Source organism: Mycobacterium deserti (assembly GCF_025345615.1).
In the GTDB taxonomy this organism is placed as follows: domain Bacteria; phylum Actinomycetota; class Actinomycetes; order Mycobacteriales; family Mycobacteriaceae; genus Mycobacterium; species Mycobacterium deserti.
The window spans coordinates 421407-437906 of record NZ_JAODWD010000003.1 but is presented as its reverse complement, the minus strand read 5'-3'; the positions used below and the strand labels follow the sequence as shown (position 1 = coordinate 437906).

The following is a 16500-nucleotide window of genomic DNA, read 5'->3' as shown; positions in this document are numbered from 1 at the left end:
CCCCTTGCCGGGCACCTCACCTACATTGCAGCAGGTAGTCCTGTGCCGGGCAAGAGCTGACCGTTTGCTGAAACAGGTCGGCGACGCCTGCACCAGGCGCCACCTAACCGGTGCCGGGAACCAGCCAGCGTCCGGAGAATGCGCGCCAGCCGACGAAGGCCAACCGCAGCACCATGAACGTCGACAGCCCTGACCAGATGCCGACCAGACCCCAGCCGAACACGAGCGACAACCAGATCAGCGGCAGGAAGCCCACCAGCGCGCTGATCAGCGTGGCATTGCGCATGAACTTCGCGTCGCCCGCGCCCAACAGCACCCCGTCGAGCGCGAAAACTATTCCAGCGACCGGCAATTGCGCGACCATGAACCACCACGGCACACCGATCGCGTCGAGCACCGATTGGTCGTCGGTGAACACGCTGGGAAACACCGAGGCGCCGACCGCGAAGACCCCGGCGAGCACTCCCGATGCCACCGTCGAAAAGATGGTCACCCGCCATGCCACCGACTTGGCGTGCGCGAGTTGCCCGGCCCCCAACGCGGCGCCGACCAGCGACTGCGCCGCGATCGCCAGCGAATCCAGCACCAGCGCAAGGAAATTCCATAGCTGCAGCACCACCTGGTGAGCGGCGACGGCCGCGACACCGAAGCGTGCCGCCACGGCGCCAGCCGACACGAAGCACGTCTGAAACGCCAGCGTGCGCAGCACCAGATCGCGACCCATCACAACCTGGGCCCGCAGTACGGCGGGTTGGATTCGCAACGGCACCCGCTCGAACGCCAGCGCCCGCACGAACATTGCCGCGGCCAGCCACTGCCCGACCACGTTCGCGACCGCCGAACCTTCCAACTCCATGCGCGGCAGCCCGAGCCAGCCGTATACCAGCAGCGGGCACAACACCGCCGACACCGCGAACCCGACGACGACGTACCGCAGCGGGCGGGCGGTGTCCTGAACCCCGCGCATCCATCCGTTGCCTGCGGCCGAGATCAGGATGGCGGGCACGCCCGCGATCGCGATTCGCACCCACGGCAGGGCCTCCTCAGCGATGTCGCCGCCCGCGGCGAGTGCGGAGACCAGCGGCACCGCCGCTGCCTGGACCACGACGACGATCGCGACTCCGATGCCAAGTGCCAGCCACGTCGCCTGCACGCCTTCGCCGACGGCCGCCCCGCGGTCACCGGCGCCGTAGAACCGGGCCGAGCGCGCCGTGGTGCCGTAGGACAGAAACGTCATCTGCGAGCTGACGGTGCTCAGAATCAGCCCGCCGATCGCCAGGCCGGCCAGGGCGAGCGCGCCGAGTCGCCCGACGACCGCCAGGTCAAACAGCAGATAGACGGGTTCGGCGGCGAGAACGCCGAGCGCGGGTAGCGCCAATCCGGCAATGCGGCGGCCCGTTGCCGGCGCAAGAGGGCCGTGGCCCGGCTCAGCCAAGGGCGGTGCGAAGCGCGGCCACCACGTCGTCGGCCGAGCCGGTGGCCGAGTAGCCGGCGGCCAGCCGGTGCCCGCCACCGCCGAAGGCGCTCGCGACCGCGGCCAGGTCGTAGTCCTTCGCCCGCATCGACACCGACCAGTGCGCCGGCTCGATCTCCTTGAACACCGCGGCCACCTCCGCCTGTTCCGTGGTGCGGACGATGTCGACGATGCTTTCGACTTCTTCGGGCCGCGCTTTGGACCATTCCTGGTGTGGTACAACGGCATACACCATTCCGCGACCATCTGCGGCCTCGGGAATCAGCTGCGCCGACGCCAGCACCCGCGCCAACATGGGCAGCCACGCGAACGGGTGGGTGTCCAGCAGCGCACGGCTGATCGCCGCGTTGTCCACACCGATGTCGACCAATCGGGCGGCCAACCGGTGAGCGCGCGCGCTGGCCCAGCGGAACGATCCAGTGTCGGTGGTCAGGCCCGCATACAGGCAGTGCGCGACGCCTTGCTCGATCGGCTTGCCCCACGCGTCGAGCAGGTCGGCGACCAGCATCGTGGTGGAGTCCGCCGACGCGTCGACAAAGTTCGCGCTGCCGAACAACTGGTTCGAGGCGTGGTGGTCGATGACCAGCACTTCGCGGCCTGCCTCGGCGAGCTCGCGCAGGGCGCCCAACCGATTGACGCTCGGAATGTCGACGGTGACCACCAGGTCGGCGTCGCGGCGCATCGCGTCCGGCTCGACGAGCAGATGCCCGCCCGGCAGCGACTGCAGCGACTCGGGCAGGTGGGCCGGCGCGGCGAAGCTCACCTCGACGGCCTTGCCCGCATGGTCGAGCACCAGCGCCAGGGCCAGGCCCGCACCGATCGTGTCGGCGTCGGGATAGACGTGGCACACGACGGTGACGATCCGCGCCGCGGACAGCAAGTCGGCAGCACCGCGCGCGTCGACGCGGTCGCCCACCTCAAGGGCGTCAGTCGTCTTGTCGATTGCGGTCACCGATGTCCTCAGAGTCGTCTGGCTCCCCCGAAACTTCGTCGCCTTCCGCCCCCGCTACACGGTACGGGTCCGCATCGCCCGCATGCTTGGCGCCTTCCCGAACTCTCGCCAAATCCTCATCTGCGGCCCGGGCCCGCGACAGCAGCTCCTCCATCCGGTGCGCCGCGTCGGGCACCATATCGCGCTCGAACGCCAGCGTCGGGGTGAAGCGAACGCCAAGGGCCGCGCCCACTTTGGAACGCAGTATCCCCTTGGCCTTCTCCAGCCCGACCGCGACGTCGGCGTAGTCCGGCTCCTCGGACAGCGAGCTGCCGATCACCGTGTAGAACAACGTGGCGTCGTGCAGGTCGTTGGTGACCTTGGCGTCGGTGATGGTGACGCCGGCCAGCCGCGGGTCCTTGATCTCGTATTCGATCGCCGAGGCGACGATGGTGGAGATGCGCTTGGCCAGCCGGCGTGCTCGTGCCGGATCAGGCACTAGACCCTCTCCTTCTCCACCAGCTCGTAGGTCTCGATCACATCGCCTTCCTTGATGTCGGAGTACGTCAGCGTGAGACCACACTCGTAACCCTCGCGCACCTCGGTGGCGTCGTCCTTCTCGCGCTTCAGCGAAGACACCGTCAGGTTCTCGGCGACCACGACATTGTCGCGCAGCAGGCGGGCCTTGGCGTTGCGTCGCATGATGCCCGACTGCACCAGGCAACCGGCGATGTTGCCGACCTTCGACGACCGGAAGATCGCGCGGATCTCGGCCCGGCCGAGCTCGCGCTCCTCGTAGATCGGCTTGAGCATGCCCTTGAGCGCGCTGTCGATCTCGTCGATGGCCTGGTAGATCACCGAGTAGTACCGGATCTCGACACCCTCGCGGTTGGCCAGCTCGGTGGCCTTGCCCTCGGCGCGGACGTTGAAGCCGATGATGATCGCATCCGAGGCCGACGCCAGGTTGACGTTGGTCTCGGTCACGCCACCGACGCCGCGGTCGATGACCCGAAGCTCGACTTCGTCGTCGACCTGGATGCCCAGCAGGGCCTCCTCGAGTGCCTCGACCGTACCGGCGTTGTCGCCCTTGAGGATCAGGTTCAGCTGGCTGGTTTCCTTCAGCGCCGAATCCAGGTCCTCGAGGCTGATCCGCTTGCGGCTGCGGGCAGCCAGCGCGTTGCGCTTGCGCGCGCTGCGCCGGTCGGCGATCTGGCGGGCGATGCGGTCCTCGTCGACGACGAGGAAGTTGTCACCGGCACCCGGCACCGACGTGAAGCCGATGACCTGCACCGGCCGCGACGGCAGCGCCGCCTCGACGTCCTCGCCGTGCTCGTCGACCATGCGGCGCACGCGACCGTAGGCGTCGCCTGCCACCACCGAGTCGCCCACGCGCAGCGTGCCGCGTTGGATGAGCACCGTGGCCACCGGGCCGCGTCCGCGGTCCAGATGCGCCTCGATCGCCACGCCCTGAGCCTCCATGTCGGGGTTGGCCCGCAGGTCAAGGGACGCGTCGGCGGTCAGGATGACCGCTTCGAGCAGCGCGTCGATGTTGGTGCCCTGCTTGGCGGAGATGTCGACGAACATCGTGTCGCCGCCGTACTCCTCGGGCACCAGCCCGTACTCGGTGAGCTGGCCGCGGATCTTCGAGGGATCTGCGCCTTCCTTGTCGATCTTGTTGACCGCCACCACGATCGGCACGTCGGCAGCCTGGGCGTGGTTGACCGCCTCCACCGTCTGCGGCATCACACCGTCGTCGGCGGCGACCACCAGGATCGCGATGTCGGTGGCCTTAGCGCCGCGGGCACGCATGGCGGTGAACGCCTCGTGACCAGGGGTGTCGATGAAGGTGATCGGGCGCTCGTTGCCGTCGAGGTCGACTGCGACCTGGTAGGCGCCGATGTGCTGGGTGATGCCGCCGGCCTCGCCCTCGCGGACGGTGGCGTCTCGGATCGTGTCCAGCAGTCGGGTCTTGCCGTGGTCCACGTGACCCATGACCGTGACGACCGGCGGACGGAACTCGAGGTCGTCCTCGCCACCCTCGTCCTCGCCATAGGAGAGGTCGAAGGACTGCAGCAGTTCGCGGTCCTCGTCCTCCGGGGACACGACCTGCACGACGTAGTTCATCTCGTTGCCGAGCAGCTCCAGCGTGTCGTCGCCGACCGACTGCGTCGCGGTGACCATCTCGCCGAGGTTGAACAGCGCCTGCACCAGCGAGGCCGGGTTGGCGTCGATCTTCTCCGCGAAATCCGACAGCGATGCACCGCGGGCCAGCCGGATGGTCTCGCCGTTGCCGTGCGGCAACCGCACGCCACCGACGACCGGTGCCTGCATGTTCTCGTACTCGGCGCGTTTCGCCCGCTTCGACTTGCGGCCACGCTTGGGCGCGCCGCCGGGACGACCGAACGCACCGGCCGCGCCGCCACGTTGTCCTGGCCGTCCGCCGCCACCTGGCCTGCCGCGATAGCCGCCGCCACCCGCGGGTGCGCCGCCGCCGCCACCGCCGGGGCCGCCGCTGCGGTAATTACCGCCGCCGCCGCCACCACCGCCACCGGGACGTCCTGCGGTGCTCGGGCCGGGTCCGCGGCCGCCGGGGCCTGGACGGGGTCCACCCGGGCCACGAGCGCCGGGTCCTGGCCGGGGGCCGCCGGGACGCGGCGGCATGTTGTTCGGCGTCATGCCGGGGCGCGGACCGCCACCGGGGCGCGGACCGCCGGGACCGGGGCGCGGGGCCTGCGGACGCGGAATCGGCCGGTCGACCGGCTGTTGTGACGAGAAGGGGTTGTTGCCGACGCGCGGAGTCCGCGCGGCGGGCTTGGGCGGACCCGGCATCGGGCCCGGCCGCGGACCCGGGGTCGGACCGGGAGTCGGAGCGGCGGGGGGCGCGGCGGGAGCCGGCGGCGGCGCACTTTCCGCCGCGGGAGGAGCGACGGGCGGCGGAGGGGCCGGTGCTGCAGGCTTGGGCGCCGCCGGTTTGGCGGGCGCACTGGCGGCGGCCCCGGCGGCAGGGGCGGCCGCAGCCGACGAACCATTGCCTCCGGAGGCAACCTTGTCCGCCGCGGGCTTGCCGCCGCCGAACGACTCACGCAGCCGACGTGCGACGGGTGCCTCCACGGTGGAGGACGCTGATTTGACGAATTCGCCCTGTTCGCTCAGTCGAGCGAGCACTTGCTTACTGGTGACACCGAGTTCCTTAGCCAACTCGTGTACGCGGGCCTTACCTGCCACTACATCTCCATCTCTAGAGGCGTCAGCGGTGGTAGGCGCCGCGCCTCGGTTTAGCTATGACGCATGGTCATCGGGACTTCACGGTGTGCTCATGTTCTTCGCTACCTGTTCTCTCGCGCGGGTGGCTCGGGCTCTCAGCTGGGCTGAAGTGCTCGATCACCGCGGTTGCGTCCGGTGAGCCGGTGATCCGCAGCGCGCGTACGAACGCTCGCCGCCGAATTGCTGCGTCTAGACACTGTGGATCGGGATGCAACCACGCACCCCGCCCCGGCAGCTTTCTCGCCGTGTCGACGATCACGGCACTCGTGCCATTCCCGCCGTCGACGGCGACCACTCGAAGCAGTTCGACAGCCAGCTCTCGTTTCCGGCAGCCGACACATGTACGAACCGGTCCATCTGGTCGTCTATGCGCCGAAACCGAAGATTCGCGCTGGATCACAGCTGAGTCTACCGCCCCCGTGCTCGCGAACCGAAACGGCTTTACTTGGTGCGCCGCCCCGGGCCCACGGCCACGCAAGCCGGGCCTGGGGACTACCGGTCCTGCACCGCGCCCTGAGCTGCATCGGGCTTGCCGGCCGGCGCCGCGTCGCTGCGGATGTCGATGCGCCAGCCGGTGAGCCGGGCCGCCAGCCGGGCGTTCTGCCCCTCCTTGCCGATGGCCAGGCTCAGCTGGAAGTCGGGTACCACGACGCGCGCGGCGCGGGCGGTTTCGTCGATGACGCTCACCGACACCACCTTGGCCGGTGAGAGGGCGTTGGCCACGAACTTCGACGGGTCGGGGTCGTAGTCGATGATGTCGATCTTCTCCCCGGACAACTCGCTCATCACGTTGCGCACGCGTTGGCCCATGGGTCCGATACAGGCGCCCTTGGCGTTGAGCCCCGGCACCCGCGAGGTGACCGCGATTTTGGAGCGGTGACCGGCCTCGCGCGCAACGGCCACGATCTCGACGGAGCCGTCCGCGATCTCGGGGACCTCCAGCGAGAACAGCTTGCGCACCAGGTTGGGGTGGGTCCGCGACAACGTGATCATCGGCTCGCGGGCGCCGCGGGTGACGCCGACGACGTAACAGCGCAGCCGGTCGCCGTGTTCGTACCGCTCGCCGGGCACCTGTTCGGCCGAGGGAATGACACCCTCGGAGCCCTTGGTCTCGCTGCCCATCCGGACCACGACCAGTCCGCGGGCGTTGGCACGCGCGTCACGCTGGATGACCCCGCCGACGATGTCGCCCTCTCGGGCGGAGAACTCGCCGTAGTTCTTCTCGTTCTCCGCGTCGCGCAATCGCTGCAGGATCACCTGGCGCGCCGTGGTGGCCGCAATCCGGCCGAAACCCTCTGGGGTGTCGTCCCATTCGTTGATGAGGTTGCCGTCGGCGTCGGTCTCGCGGGCGAGCACCTTGACGACGCCGGTCTTGCGGTCGATGTCGATGCGGGCGTCCGCCTCGTGGCCCTCCGTGTGCCGGTACGCGGTGAGCAGAGCCGACTTGATCGTGTCGACGACGACGTCCACCGAGATGCCCTTGTCAGCTTCGATGGCATGTAGCGCAGCCATGTCGATGTTCATCGCGAAGCCTCCCTCCCAGATTGCCCGGCCAGCTCCAACTCGCGCTGATTTGGAGGTGAAAACTCAACCTGCACAACAGCATTAGCGATGCTCTCCAACGCCACCTCGCGCACCGCGAAGTCGGCATGCCGACCTTCGCGCACCACCAGTCGCGCGATGCCGTCGCGTGTTTCTCCCAGTCGGCCCGTGACCTGCGAGCCGTCGGACAACGTCAGTTCCACCTTGCGGCCGCGTGCGCGCCGATAGTGCTTCTCGGTGGTCAGGGGCCGATCGACGCCGGGTGAAGTGACTTCGAGGACGTAGGGCGTCGCCGAGTCGTCGACACGGTCGAGCAACTCCGACGCCGAACGGGACAGCTGCGCGATGGTGTCGAGGTCGAGGCCCTTGTCCCCGTCGGCCACCACGGTGATGCGGGGCGGGCGGGCGGACGCGTCGATGACCACGTCCTCGATGTCATAGCCTGCGCGCGCGAACTCACCGTCGAGTAGCTCGATCACCAGTTTCTGCGTCGGCAATCCCGCAGAACGCTCCGTCACGGCGAGCTCCTCATCTTGAATTGTCTCCGGCGCGGCTCCCGTGGTGCAACGGGAGAACCAACACTCCACGATACGCCAGCCCCGCCGCCGTACGCGGCAAACGCCCGTCGGCGCATCGACACCGTAATGGCTGGACTCGCGCGACACCCGCGATGGCAAGATGTTGCCCGTGCTGAGCTCCCCGCCGCCGATCAGCAGGCGGCAAGTGCTGGTGACAGCGGCGACGTTGGCGCTGGCCGGCGTGACGGCCGCGGCCTGCGGTTCCGCACCACCTCCGCCCGAGGTCGACGAACTCGCCGCTCAACTCCAGCGTGCCCGCACCGACAGTCAGCTGGCCACCGATGCCGCGGCCGAGGCACGCGGCCCGATCGTCGAGGCGTTGAACGCGGTCGCCGGCGAACGGTCGGCGCACGCGCAAGCCCTTGTCGACGAGTTGGTCAGGATGCGCGGCGAGGAGGCCCCGACCGCGACCCCGACGAGCACCACCGCCGAACCGGCGAGAACCCCTACGGCCAAGGACGTCGTAGGGGCGCTGCGCGAGTCGGCCGAAGCCGCGAGCGAGCTGGCCGCCAAACTGTCGGGCTACCGCGCCGGTCTGGTCGGGTCGATAGCGGCGGCGTGCACCGCGGCGTCCACCGTCGCCCTGGCCGCGGCCGGGAGAAAGCCGTGACCGCGCCGGGCCCGAACGGACCGGCGCGCCCGTCGAATCCGGCCGACGGAGCGCTGTTCGACGCGCTGGCCACCGAGCACGCGACGATCTACGGATACGGCATCGTGTCGGCGCATTCGACACCGGAGGACAACGACCTGGTGTCGACGGCGATGGCCGAGCACCGCGAGCGTCGGGAGGCGACCCTGACGATGCTGAAAGCGCGGTCGGTCGAGGCGCCGCTGCCCGCGGCCGGTTACCAGCTGCCCGGCGACGTGGACTCGCCGACCGACGCGGCCAAACTCGCGGTGCAGATGGAGGAGGACGCCGCCGTGGCGTGGCGGGCGGTCCTCGAGCAGGGCGGCGGCGAGAAGGATCGCGCGTTCGCGGTCAAGGCGCTGACGCAGTGCGCGGTGACCGCGGCGAGATGGCGCACGGTGCTGAATGTCTCGCCGGTCACCGTCGCCTTCCCCGGTGGCTCCGAGTAATCGAGAGGGCTACGCGGTGAGCGCTGTCGAAATGGCGGTCGCGGCGTCGGCCACGGGGACCTCCCGCTTCTCGCCGGTGAACCGGTCGCGCAGCTCCACGACGCCGTCGGCCCAGCCGCGGCCGACCACCACGATCCGCGGCACGCCGAGCAGTTCGGCATCTTTGAACTTGACGCCGGGCGAGGCCTGCCGGTCGTCGAGCAGTACGTCGACGCCGCGGCGGTCCAGTTCGGCGGCCAGCTCGGTGGCACCTGCGCGCGCCGCCTCGTCCTTGTTGGCAATGACCAGATGCACGTCGAACGGCGACACCGACGACGGCCACCGCAGGCCGAGCTCGTCGTGTTGCTGCTCGGCGATCACCGCGACCAGTCGCGACACCCCGATGCCGTAGGAGCCCATGGTCAGCCGGACCGGCTTGCCGTTCTCGCCGAGCACGTCGACGGCGAACGCATCGGTGTACTTGCGGCCGAGCTGAAAGATGTGGCCGATCTCGATGCCGCGCGCGGACACCAGCGGGCCTGCGCCGTCGGGCGACGGGTCGCCGTCGCGCACTTCCGCGGCTTCGATGGTGCCGTCGGCGACGAAGTCGCGACCCGCGACCAGGCCGACGACATGCTTGCCGGGCTCGTCGGCTCCGGTGATCCAGGATGTCCCGTCGACGACACGCGGATCGACAAGGTAACGAACACCGTTGGCCAGCAACGCCTTCGGGCCGATATAGCCCTTCGCGAGGAACGGGTACTTCGCGAAGTCGGCCTCGTCGAGCATCGCGTATTCGGCGGGGTCCAGCGCGGCGCCCAGTCGCTTGTCGTCGATTTCGCGGTCGCCCGGGACCCCGACGGCCAGCAGTTCCCATTCGCCGCCGGGCTGGCGGGTCTTGAGCATCACATTCTTCAACGTGTCGGCCGCGGTCACCTCGCGCTCGAGGATGCTGTTGGCCCATTCGACCAGCGTGGCGATCGTCGGTGTGCCGGGCGTGTCGTAGACCGTGGCCTCGGGTTGGCCCTCGGTCGGCAGCGCTTCGGGAGCGGTGGTGACGACGGCTTCGACGTTGGCGGCGTATCCGGACTCCAGGCAGCGCACGAACGTGTCCTCACCGATCTCACTCTCGGCCAGGAATTCTTCGGACGCGCTGCCGCCCATCGCGCCGGATACCGCCGACACGATCACGTAGTCCACGCCCAGGGTCTCGAAGATCCGCTGATAGGCGTCGCGGTGGGCCTGGTACTGGACCGCAAGCCCGTCGTCGGAGACGTCGAACGAGTACGAGTCCTTCATCACGAACTCGCGCCCCCGCAGGATGCCTGCCCGCGGCCGTGCCTCGTCACGGTACTTGGTCTGGATCTGGAACAGCAGCAACGGGAAGTCTTTGTAGCTGCTGTACTCCCCCTTCACGGTCATCGTGAAGAACTCTTCGTGGGTAGGCCCCAGCATGTAGTCGTTGCGGCGGCGGTCCTGCAGCCGGAACACGCCGTCGCCGTACTCGGTCCAGCGGTTGGTGGTCTCGTACGGTGCGCGCGGCAACAGCGCGGGGAACAGAATCTCTTGTCCGCCAATGCCATTGATCTCGTCGCGGATGACCTTTTCGATCTTGCGCAGCACCCGCAGCCCCAACGGCAGCCAGCTGTAGAGTCCCGGCCCGATCGGACGGATGTAGCCGGCCCGGATCAGCAGCTTGTGGCTGGCCACTTCCGCGTCGGCGGGGTCGTCGCGCAGGGTGCGCAGGAACAGCTGGGACATGCGGGTGATCACGAGCGACAACCTTAGTCACCGCTTCGCTACAGCTCGCCGGCCTCCACTGCCTCGCGGGTGTGTTGGGCCGCAGCGATCTGGCGAGCCGAGAACCCGATCCAGAATGCGGCCACGCCGACGATCACCGCGACGCCGGCGACCCACAGCAGCGAGTAGGTGTAGCCGTAGCCCAGCGCGTCGAGCTGAGCGGGCGTCATGTCCTTTACCGGGCCGGTGGTGCCGCCGAGGTACAGCGTGCGTGAGGTCTGCACCGCCTGGATGACGACCAGTACGACAGGGCCGCCGAGGTTCTGCACCATCAGGGTGATCGACGACACCGGGCCGATCTCGCCGGGACCCACTCCCGCGACCGCGCACAGCGGCAGGATCACCGCGATCGCGCCGATGCCGAAGCCGCCGACGACGATGGGGCCGAACAGGTCCGGGAAGTACGGAATGCTGCGGTCGAGTGTGGAGCCGTACAGCATCGCGCCGAGCACGAACAGGCCCGCGCCGATGAGCACCCAGCGCGGCGCGACGTGCGGGGCGAGCTTGGCCGCCACGGCGCTGCCGACGCCGAACGCCAGGGCGAACGGGATGAAGCAGATGCCCGCCTCGAGCGCCGAGTAGCCGAGCACGTCCTGCACCAGCAGGCCGATCATCACCGTCAGCGTCAGCAGTACCCCGCCGGCCAGGAACAGCGACACGAACGTCATCACCCGGTTGCGGTTGTCGAACACCGAGAACGGGACGATCGGGTGCGCAGCCGTGCGTTCGACGACGAAGAACGCGATGAAGAAGATGACCGACGCGATGGCCCCACCGATCACCCACGGATCGACCCAGGCGCGCGGCGGCCCCTGGGTGAACACGAACACCGCCGACGTGCAGCCCAGCGTCGCCAGCAGCGCGCCGGTGATGTCGAGTTTGAGTCGCTCGTGATGCGTCTCGGCCAGCCGGTAGACCGCGACCGCGATGATCGCGATGCCGATAGGAACGTTGATCAGGAACGCCAGCCGCCACGAGATGACGGTGAGCGCGCCGCCGAGCACCAGCCCCAACACCGAGCCGATGCCCTGCATAGCGGCCGATATCGCCAGGGCGCGGTTGCGGGCGTGCCCGACGGCGTAGGTCGTCGCGATCAGCGCCAGGCCGGTCGGTGCGGCCACCGCTGCGCCCGCGCCCTGCACGGCGCGCGCGACGATCAGCGTCGCGGGATCAGTGGCCAGGCCGCAGACCAGCGAGGCGATGGTGAACACGCCGACGCCGGACAGGAATGCGCGCTTGTGGCCGATCGCGTCGCCGACCCGTCCGCCGAGCAGCAGCAGCCCGCCGAACGTCAGCACATATGCGGTGATGACCCAGCTCTTGGCCGCGTCGGAAAGGCCGAGTTCGTCCTGCATCCGCGGCAGCGCGACGATCACGATGGTGCCGTCGAGCGTCGACATCAGCTGCATGCCGGTGATCGCGAAGATCGCGACGCCGAGCACCGAGGACGCCAGCGGCTGTGCAGACGTCGGAATGCGGCCCGTCGACTCCGAAGAACCACCCGCGGCAGACATGGCTTGCCAGCCTACCCAGAGCCGAAACTAGGTGCTTACGGCTCTCCCTCGTTCGATGTCGAGCTAGAGCTCTCCCTGGTCGATCGCGTCCTTGACTTCCTGCGCATGCGCGACCTGCGACGCGCTGTAGCCGATGAACAGCGACACGGCGCCCACGATCACCGCGACCGCGGCCACCCACAGCAGGCCGTAGGTGTAGCCCTGGTCCAGCGCGTGCAACTGCGCGGAGTCCATGTCCTTCACCGGGCCGTTGGTGCCGCCCAGGTACAGCGTGCGCGAGGTGATGACGGCCTGGATGATCGCGAGAACCACGGGACCGCCGAGGTTCTGCAGCATCAGTGCGATGGCCGACACGGGCCCGATCTGGTCGAAGCCCACACCTGCGATCGCCGAGACGGTCAGTGGGACGACGATCATGCCGATGCCGAACCCGCCGATGGTGATGGGCAGCACCAGGTTGGGGAAGTAGGGAATGTCGCCGTGCAGCGTGGAGCCGTAGATCATCGCTGCCAGTACCAGCACACCGCCGGCGATCACCAGCACCCGTGGTGGGAAGCGTGACACCAGAGCCGACGACACACCGAGCCCGATGCCGAGCGCGATCACGAACGGAATGAAGCCGACGCCCGCCCGCAATGCGCTGTAGCCCATGATGTCCTGGACATACAGCCCGATCAGCACGGTGAGCGTGAACATCACCCCGCCCGCGAGGAACACCGCGGCGAACGTGGCGACGCGATTGCGGTCCTTGAACAATTCCAAGGGCATCACCGGGTTCTCGGCGGAGCGCTCGACGTAGACGAACGCCAGCAGGAACGTACAGGCGGCAAGGCCCGAACCGATCGTCAGCGGCGACAGCCAGCCCTGCTCGGGCCCCATCGAGAACGCGAACACCGCCGCACTGCAGCCGAGCGTCGCGAGGATCGCGCCAGTGGCGTCGAGCTTCAGGCGCTCGCGGTGGGTTTCGCGCAGCGTCTTGCGGGCCAGGTGGATCATCAACAGCCCGATCGGCACGTTGATCAGGAACGCCCAGCGCCAGGACACCTCGGTCAGCGCGCCGCCGACGATCAGGCCCATCACCGACCCGATACCAGTCATGGCGGCGAAGATCGCCGTCGCGGCGTTGCGCGCTGGGCCCTTGGGGAACGTGGTCGCGATCAGCGCCAACGCAGTCGGCGAGGCGATCGCCGCGCCCACACCTTGCAGCAGTCGCGCGACCACCAACGTGGTCTCGTTCCAGGCGAGCCCGCACAGGATCGAGGCGATGGTGAACAGCGCGACACCGACGATGAAGGTGCGCTTGCGCCCGATGACGTCGCCCAGCCTGCCGCCGAGCAGCATCAGCCCACCGAAGGTCAGAACGTAGGCGGTGATCACCCAGCTTCGCCCCGCGTCGGACAAACTGAGCTCGTCTTGAATCTTAGGAAGCGCGACGATGGCAACGGTGCTGTCCATCGTGGCGAGCAGCTGCATGCCACCGATCGCGATGACCGCGGCGAAGAAGCGTCGAGATGGCAACCAGGCCGGAGACCTGCCACTTCGCTCCGCGCCAGGATGTTGCACGTGCTCTGGTTCCACCCGCTTTGCCCCACCCTCGGCGTCACGGCGCATGGCTGCACGCTCTGCGTCATTGAGAGCCGTCATATCGGGTTACCTTACAGTAATCTTAAGAATCCTTTAACCGGCGAAGGCCGCGACCGGGCCGATCACGATGATCGCGGGAGGCCGAATGCCTTCCTCCCGAATCCTTTCCGGCGCGTCGCTGAGTGTGGCGCGCAACGTCCGCTGCGAGGCCGTCGTCCCGTGCTGCACGACCATCACCGGCGTATCCGCAGGTCGACCGCCTTCCAAAAGCGCCTTGGCGAACAACTCGATGCGCTCGACAGCCATGAGCAACACGATCGTGCCCGAGAGCGCGGCCAACGCGTTCCAATTCACTAACGATTCGGGGTGCCCCGGCGCAACATGGCCGCTGACCACCACGAACTCATGCGTGACATGGCGGTGAGTGACCGGAACTCCCGCCAGCGCGGGAACGGCTATGGCACTGGTCACACCAGGCACGACTGTGACAGGAATCCCAGCGTCGGCGCACGCGATCACCTCTTCGTAGCCGCGTGCGAACACGAACGGGTCGCCGCCTTTGAGCCGCACGACGAACTTGCCCGCCTTCGCCCGATCGATGAGCACGTCGTTGATCGCGTCCTGGGCCATCGCCCGGCCGTACGGGATCTTCGAGGCGTCGATGACCTCCACGTGCGGCGGCAGTTCGGCAAGCAACTCCTGGGGCGCCAACCGATCGGCCACGACGACGTCGGCGTAGGCCAGCAGGCGGCGCCCACGCACAGTGATCAGCTCCGGGTCGCCGGGTCCACCGCCCACCAGGGCGACGCCACCGTGGATCACGCCGGGGGTGCCGGGCGTGTCGCGGGCGATCACGCCCTGCTGCAACGCCTCGTGGATGGCCGAGCGGATGGCGGCCGACCGGCGGTGGTCGCCGCCCGCGAGCACGCCGACGGAAAGGCCTTCGTACTCGAACGACGCGGGAGTGACAGCGGTGCCTTCGACGGCCACGTCGGCCCGCACGCAGAAGATGCGGCGCGACTCCGCCTCGGCGACGACGGCCGCGTTGACGGACGGATCGTCGGTGGCCGCGATCGCGTACCAGGCGCCCTCGAGATCGCCGTCGCGGAACTCGCGCAGGATCAAGGTGATTCCGCTCATCGCTTCGACGGCCGGGGTCGTGCTGCGGGTGATGACGTGCACATCGGCGCCGTTGGCGACCAGGAGCGGCAACCGGCGCTGTGCCACGGTGCCACCGCCCACGACCACGACCTTCTTGCCGTGCAGGCGCAGGCCGACGAGGTAGGCGTTCTCCGAAGTCACCCGGCGAGCCTAGTGGTGGTGGCGGCGGCGACGAAGCGGGTGATCGCCTGGTGCTGCGCGGCCGGATGCGTGTGCAGATAGCCGGCGTGCACTCCCCTGTCGACTGCGCCGTCCCTGACGCGGTCGACGACACCACCGCTGTACACCCACGCAGGCTGATAGGCGTCGGTGAACGTGACTGTGGTGCGGTGGAACTCGTGGCCGACCGTGCGATCGCCGGTGGCGTACAGCGATGAGTCGGCCACCGCGACCGCATCCCGGTATCCCAGCGTCAGCCGGTCGGTGAACCGCGCCGCCCCGGACAGCACCCCGCACATCGGATGGCCGTCGATCTCGTCGACCAGATAGGTCAGGCCCGCACATTCGGCGTGTATCGGCGCCCCCGAGGAGGCCAGCGACTTGATTTGTTTGCGCACAACATCGTTGGCTGACAATTCAGCGGTGAACTGTTCCGGGAACCCGCCGGGAATCACCAGTGCGGCGGTGTCCGGCGGCAGCGTCTCGGTCAGCGGATCGAACTCGACGACCTCGGCGCCCGCGGCGCACAGCACCTCACGGTGTTCGGCGTAGCCGAACGTAAAGGCCTTGCCCGCAGCCAGCGCGACGGTGACCTTTCCCGCGATGGGCCCGGCGGGACTCCACGGCTCGCCTGCGACTCGGCTGGCTGCGGCGGCGGCGATGCCTTCCAGGTCGACGTGGCGGCCCACCAACGCCGACATCGCCTCGACGGCCGCGCGGGCCTGCCTGCCGTGTTCGACGGCAGTGACCAAACCCAAATGGCGTGATGGAACAGCGAGTTCGTCGGCACGCGGAATCGCGCCGAACACCCGGACCCCCGCGTGTTCGCAGGCCTGCCGCAGCACCTGTTCGTGCCGCGGCGAGCCGACCCGGTTGAGGATCACACCGACGATGCGGATCGAGGTGTCGAATGTCGAGAACCCGTGCAGCAGTGCGGCGACGCTGTGGCTCTGCCCGCGCGCGTCGACGACCAGGACGACCGGCGCGCCGAGCAGCGCGGCGACATGAGCGGTCGATCCCAGTGCGGCGCCCGCAGCCTGCTCGCTGATGCGCCCGTCGAACAGGCCCATCACCCCCTCGACGACCGCGATGTCGGTGCCGGTGCTGCCGTGCCGGTAAAGCGGGCCGATCAGGTGCTCGCCAACGAGGACCGGGTCGAGATTGCGCCCCGGCCGCACCGCCGCCAGCGCGTGGTAGCCGGGGTCGATGAAATCGGGGCCGACCTTGAACGGCGCGACGGTCTTGCCCGCCCGCCGCAGCGCACCCATCAAACCCGTTGCGATGGTGGTCTTTCCGCTCCCCGACGCGGGTGCGGCAACGACGATCGCGGGAACGCTCACCGTCCGCACTTTTTCTCGCGAGCAGACGCAAAGTGTCCCGATTCGACGGTATATCGGGCAGTTATGCGTCTGCTCGGCAGGGAAACGTGAGCCACTT

At 68.7% G+C, this 16500-nt stretch carries 14 protein-coding genes; 2 read left to right on the top strand and 12 right to left on the bottom strand.

The window, feature by feature from the left end; genetic code table 11:
* Positions 1-103: 103 nt before the first annotated feature.
* From N4S67_RS13445 to rimP, 7 genes are all read right to left on the bottom strand, one after another.
* Positions 104-1435 carry an MATE family efflux transporter gene (locus N4S67_RS13445; RefSeq protein WP_260993470.1) on the bottom strand — a complete coding sequence of 444 codons (1332 nt, stop codon included), beginning with the start codon at positions 1433-1435 and terminating at the stop codon, positions 104-106.
* Positions 1428-2426 carry a DHH family phosphoesterase gene (locus N4S67_RS13440; RefSeq protein ID WP_260993469.1) on the bottom strand — a complete coding sequence of 333 codons (999 nt, stop codon included), beginning with the start codon at positions 2424-2426 and terminating at the stop codon, positions 1428-1430. The genes N4S67_RS13445 and N4S67_RS13440 overlap by 8 nt, the downstream gene beginning before the upstream one ends.
* Entirely contained in the window at positions 2401-2904 is a 504-nt protein-coding gene (rbfA, locus tag N4S67_RS13435; protein ID WP_260993468.1) for a 30S ribosome-binding factor RbfA, read from the bottom strand. The genes N4S67_RS13440 and rbfA overlap by 26 nt, the downstream gene beginning before the upstream one ends.
* On the bottom strand, positions 2904-5630 hold the full coding sequence (infB, locus tag N4S67_RS13430) for a translation initiation factor IF-2 (RefSeq protein WP_260993467.1): 2727 nt from the start codon (positions 5628-5630) through the stop codon (positions 2904-2906). Before infB ends, rbfA begins: the two co-directional genes overlap by 1 nt.
* Positions 5631-5697: 67 nt before the next feature.
* Entirely contained in the window at positions 5698-5964 is a 267-nt protein-coding gene (locus tag N4S67_RS13425; RefSeq protein ID WP_390893356.1) for a YlxR family protein, read from the bottom strand.
* Between the two features lie 197 nt (positions 5965-6161).
* On the bottom strand, positions 6162-7193 hold the full coding sequence (nusA, locus tag N4S67_RS13420; RefSeq protein ID WP_260993465.1) for a transcription termination factor NusA: 1032 nt from the start codon (positions 7191-7193) through the stop codon (positions 6162-6164).
* Positions 7190-7729, bottom strand: a complete 540-nt coding sequence (gene rimP, locus N4S67_RS13415; RefSeq protein ID WP_260993464.1) for a ribosome maturation factor RimP — start codon at positions 7727-7729, stop codon at positions 7190-7192. The genes nusA and rimP overlap by 4 nt, the downstream gene beginning before the upstream one ends.
* Positions 7730-7889: 160 nt before the next feature.
* On the opposite strand from rimP, the gene N4S67_RS13410 reads away from it, so the two are divergent.
* Positions 7890-8399: a hypothetical protein gene (locus N4S67_RS13410; protein ID WP_260993463.1), complete on the top strand. Its 510-nt coding sequence runs from the start codon at positions 7890-7892 to the stop codon at positions 8397-8399.
* Entirely contained in the window at positions 8396-8866 is a 471-nt protein-coding gene (locus N4S67_RS13405; protein WP_260993462.1) for a ferritin-like domain-containing protein, read from the top strand. The genes N4S67_RS13410 and N4S67_RS13405 overlap by 4 nt, the downstream gene beginning before the upstream one ends.
* Positions 8867-8875: 9 nt before the next feature.
* Here N4S67_RS13405 and N4S67_RS13400 read toward each other — a convergent pair whose 3' ends face one another.
* The 5 genes from N4S67_RS13400 to N4S67_RS13380 form a co-directional block, all read right to left on the bottom strand.
* Complete coding sequence (locus tag N4S67_RS13400) at positions 8876-10618, bottom strand: proline--tRNA ligase (protein ID WP_260993461.1); 1743 nt, start codon at positions 10616-10618, stop codon at positions 8876-8878.
* 26 nt (positions 10619-10644) lie between these two features.
* Positions 10645-12159 (bottom strand): MFS transporter, encoded by a 1515-nt coding sequence (locus N4S67_RS13395; protein WP_260993460.1) that lies wholly within the window; start codon positions 12157-12159, stop codon positions 10645-10647.
* A 63-nt stretch (positions 12160-12222) separates the two neighbouring features.
* Positions 12223-13803: an MFS transporter gene (locus N4S67_RS13390; RefSeq protein WP_260993459.1), complete on the bottom strand. Its 1581-nt coding sequence runs from the start codon at positions 13801-13803 to the stop codon at positions 12223-12225.
* Positions 13804-13836: 33 nt separating this feature from the next.
* Entirely contained in the window at positions 13837-15045 is a 1209-nt protein-coding gene (cobA, locus tag N4S67_RS13385) for a uroporphyrinogen-III C-methyltransferase (protein WP_260993458.1), read from the bottom strand.
* Positions 15042-16403: a cobyrinate a,c-diamide synthase gene (locus N4S67_RS13380; RefSeq protein ID WP_260993457.1), complete on the bottom strand. Its 1362-nt coding sequence runs from the start codon at positions 16401-16403 to the stop codon at positions 15042-15044. Before N4S67_RS13380 ends, cobA begins: the two co-directional genes overlap by 4 nt.
* Between the last annotated feature and the right edge of the window lie 97 nt (positions 16404-16500).

Excerpts from the sequence above, each read along its gene's own strand:
- nusA (WP_260993465.1), bottom strand. The coding sequence starts at position 7,193 with ATGAACATCGACATGGCTGCGCTACATGCCATCGAAGCTGACAAGGGC.
- N4S67_RS13410 (WP_260993463.1), top strand. The coding sequence starts at position 7,890 with ATGTTGCCCGTGCTGAGCTCCCCGCCGCCGATCAGCAGGCGGCAAGTG.
- N4S67_RS13395 (WP_260993460.1), bottom strand. The coding sequence starts at position 12,159 with ATGTCTGCCGCGGGTGGTTCTTCGGAGTCGACGGGCCGCATTCCGACG.
- N4S67_RS13390 (WP_260993459.1), bottom strand. The coding sequence starts at position 13,803 with ATGACGGCTCTCAATGACGCAGAGCGTGCAGCCATGCGCCGTGACGCC.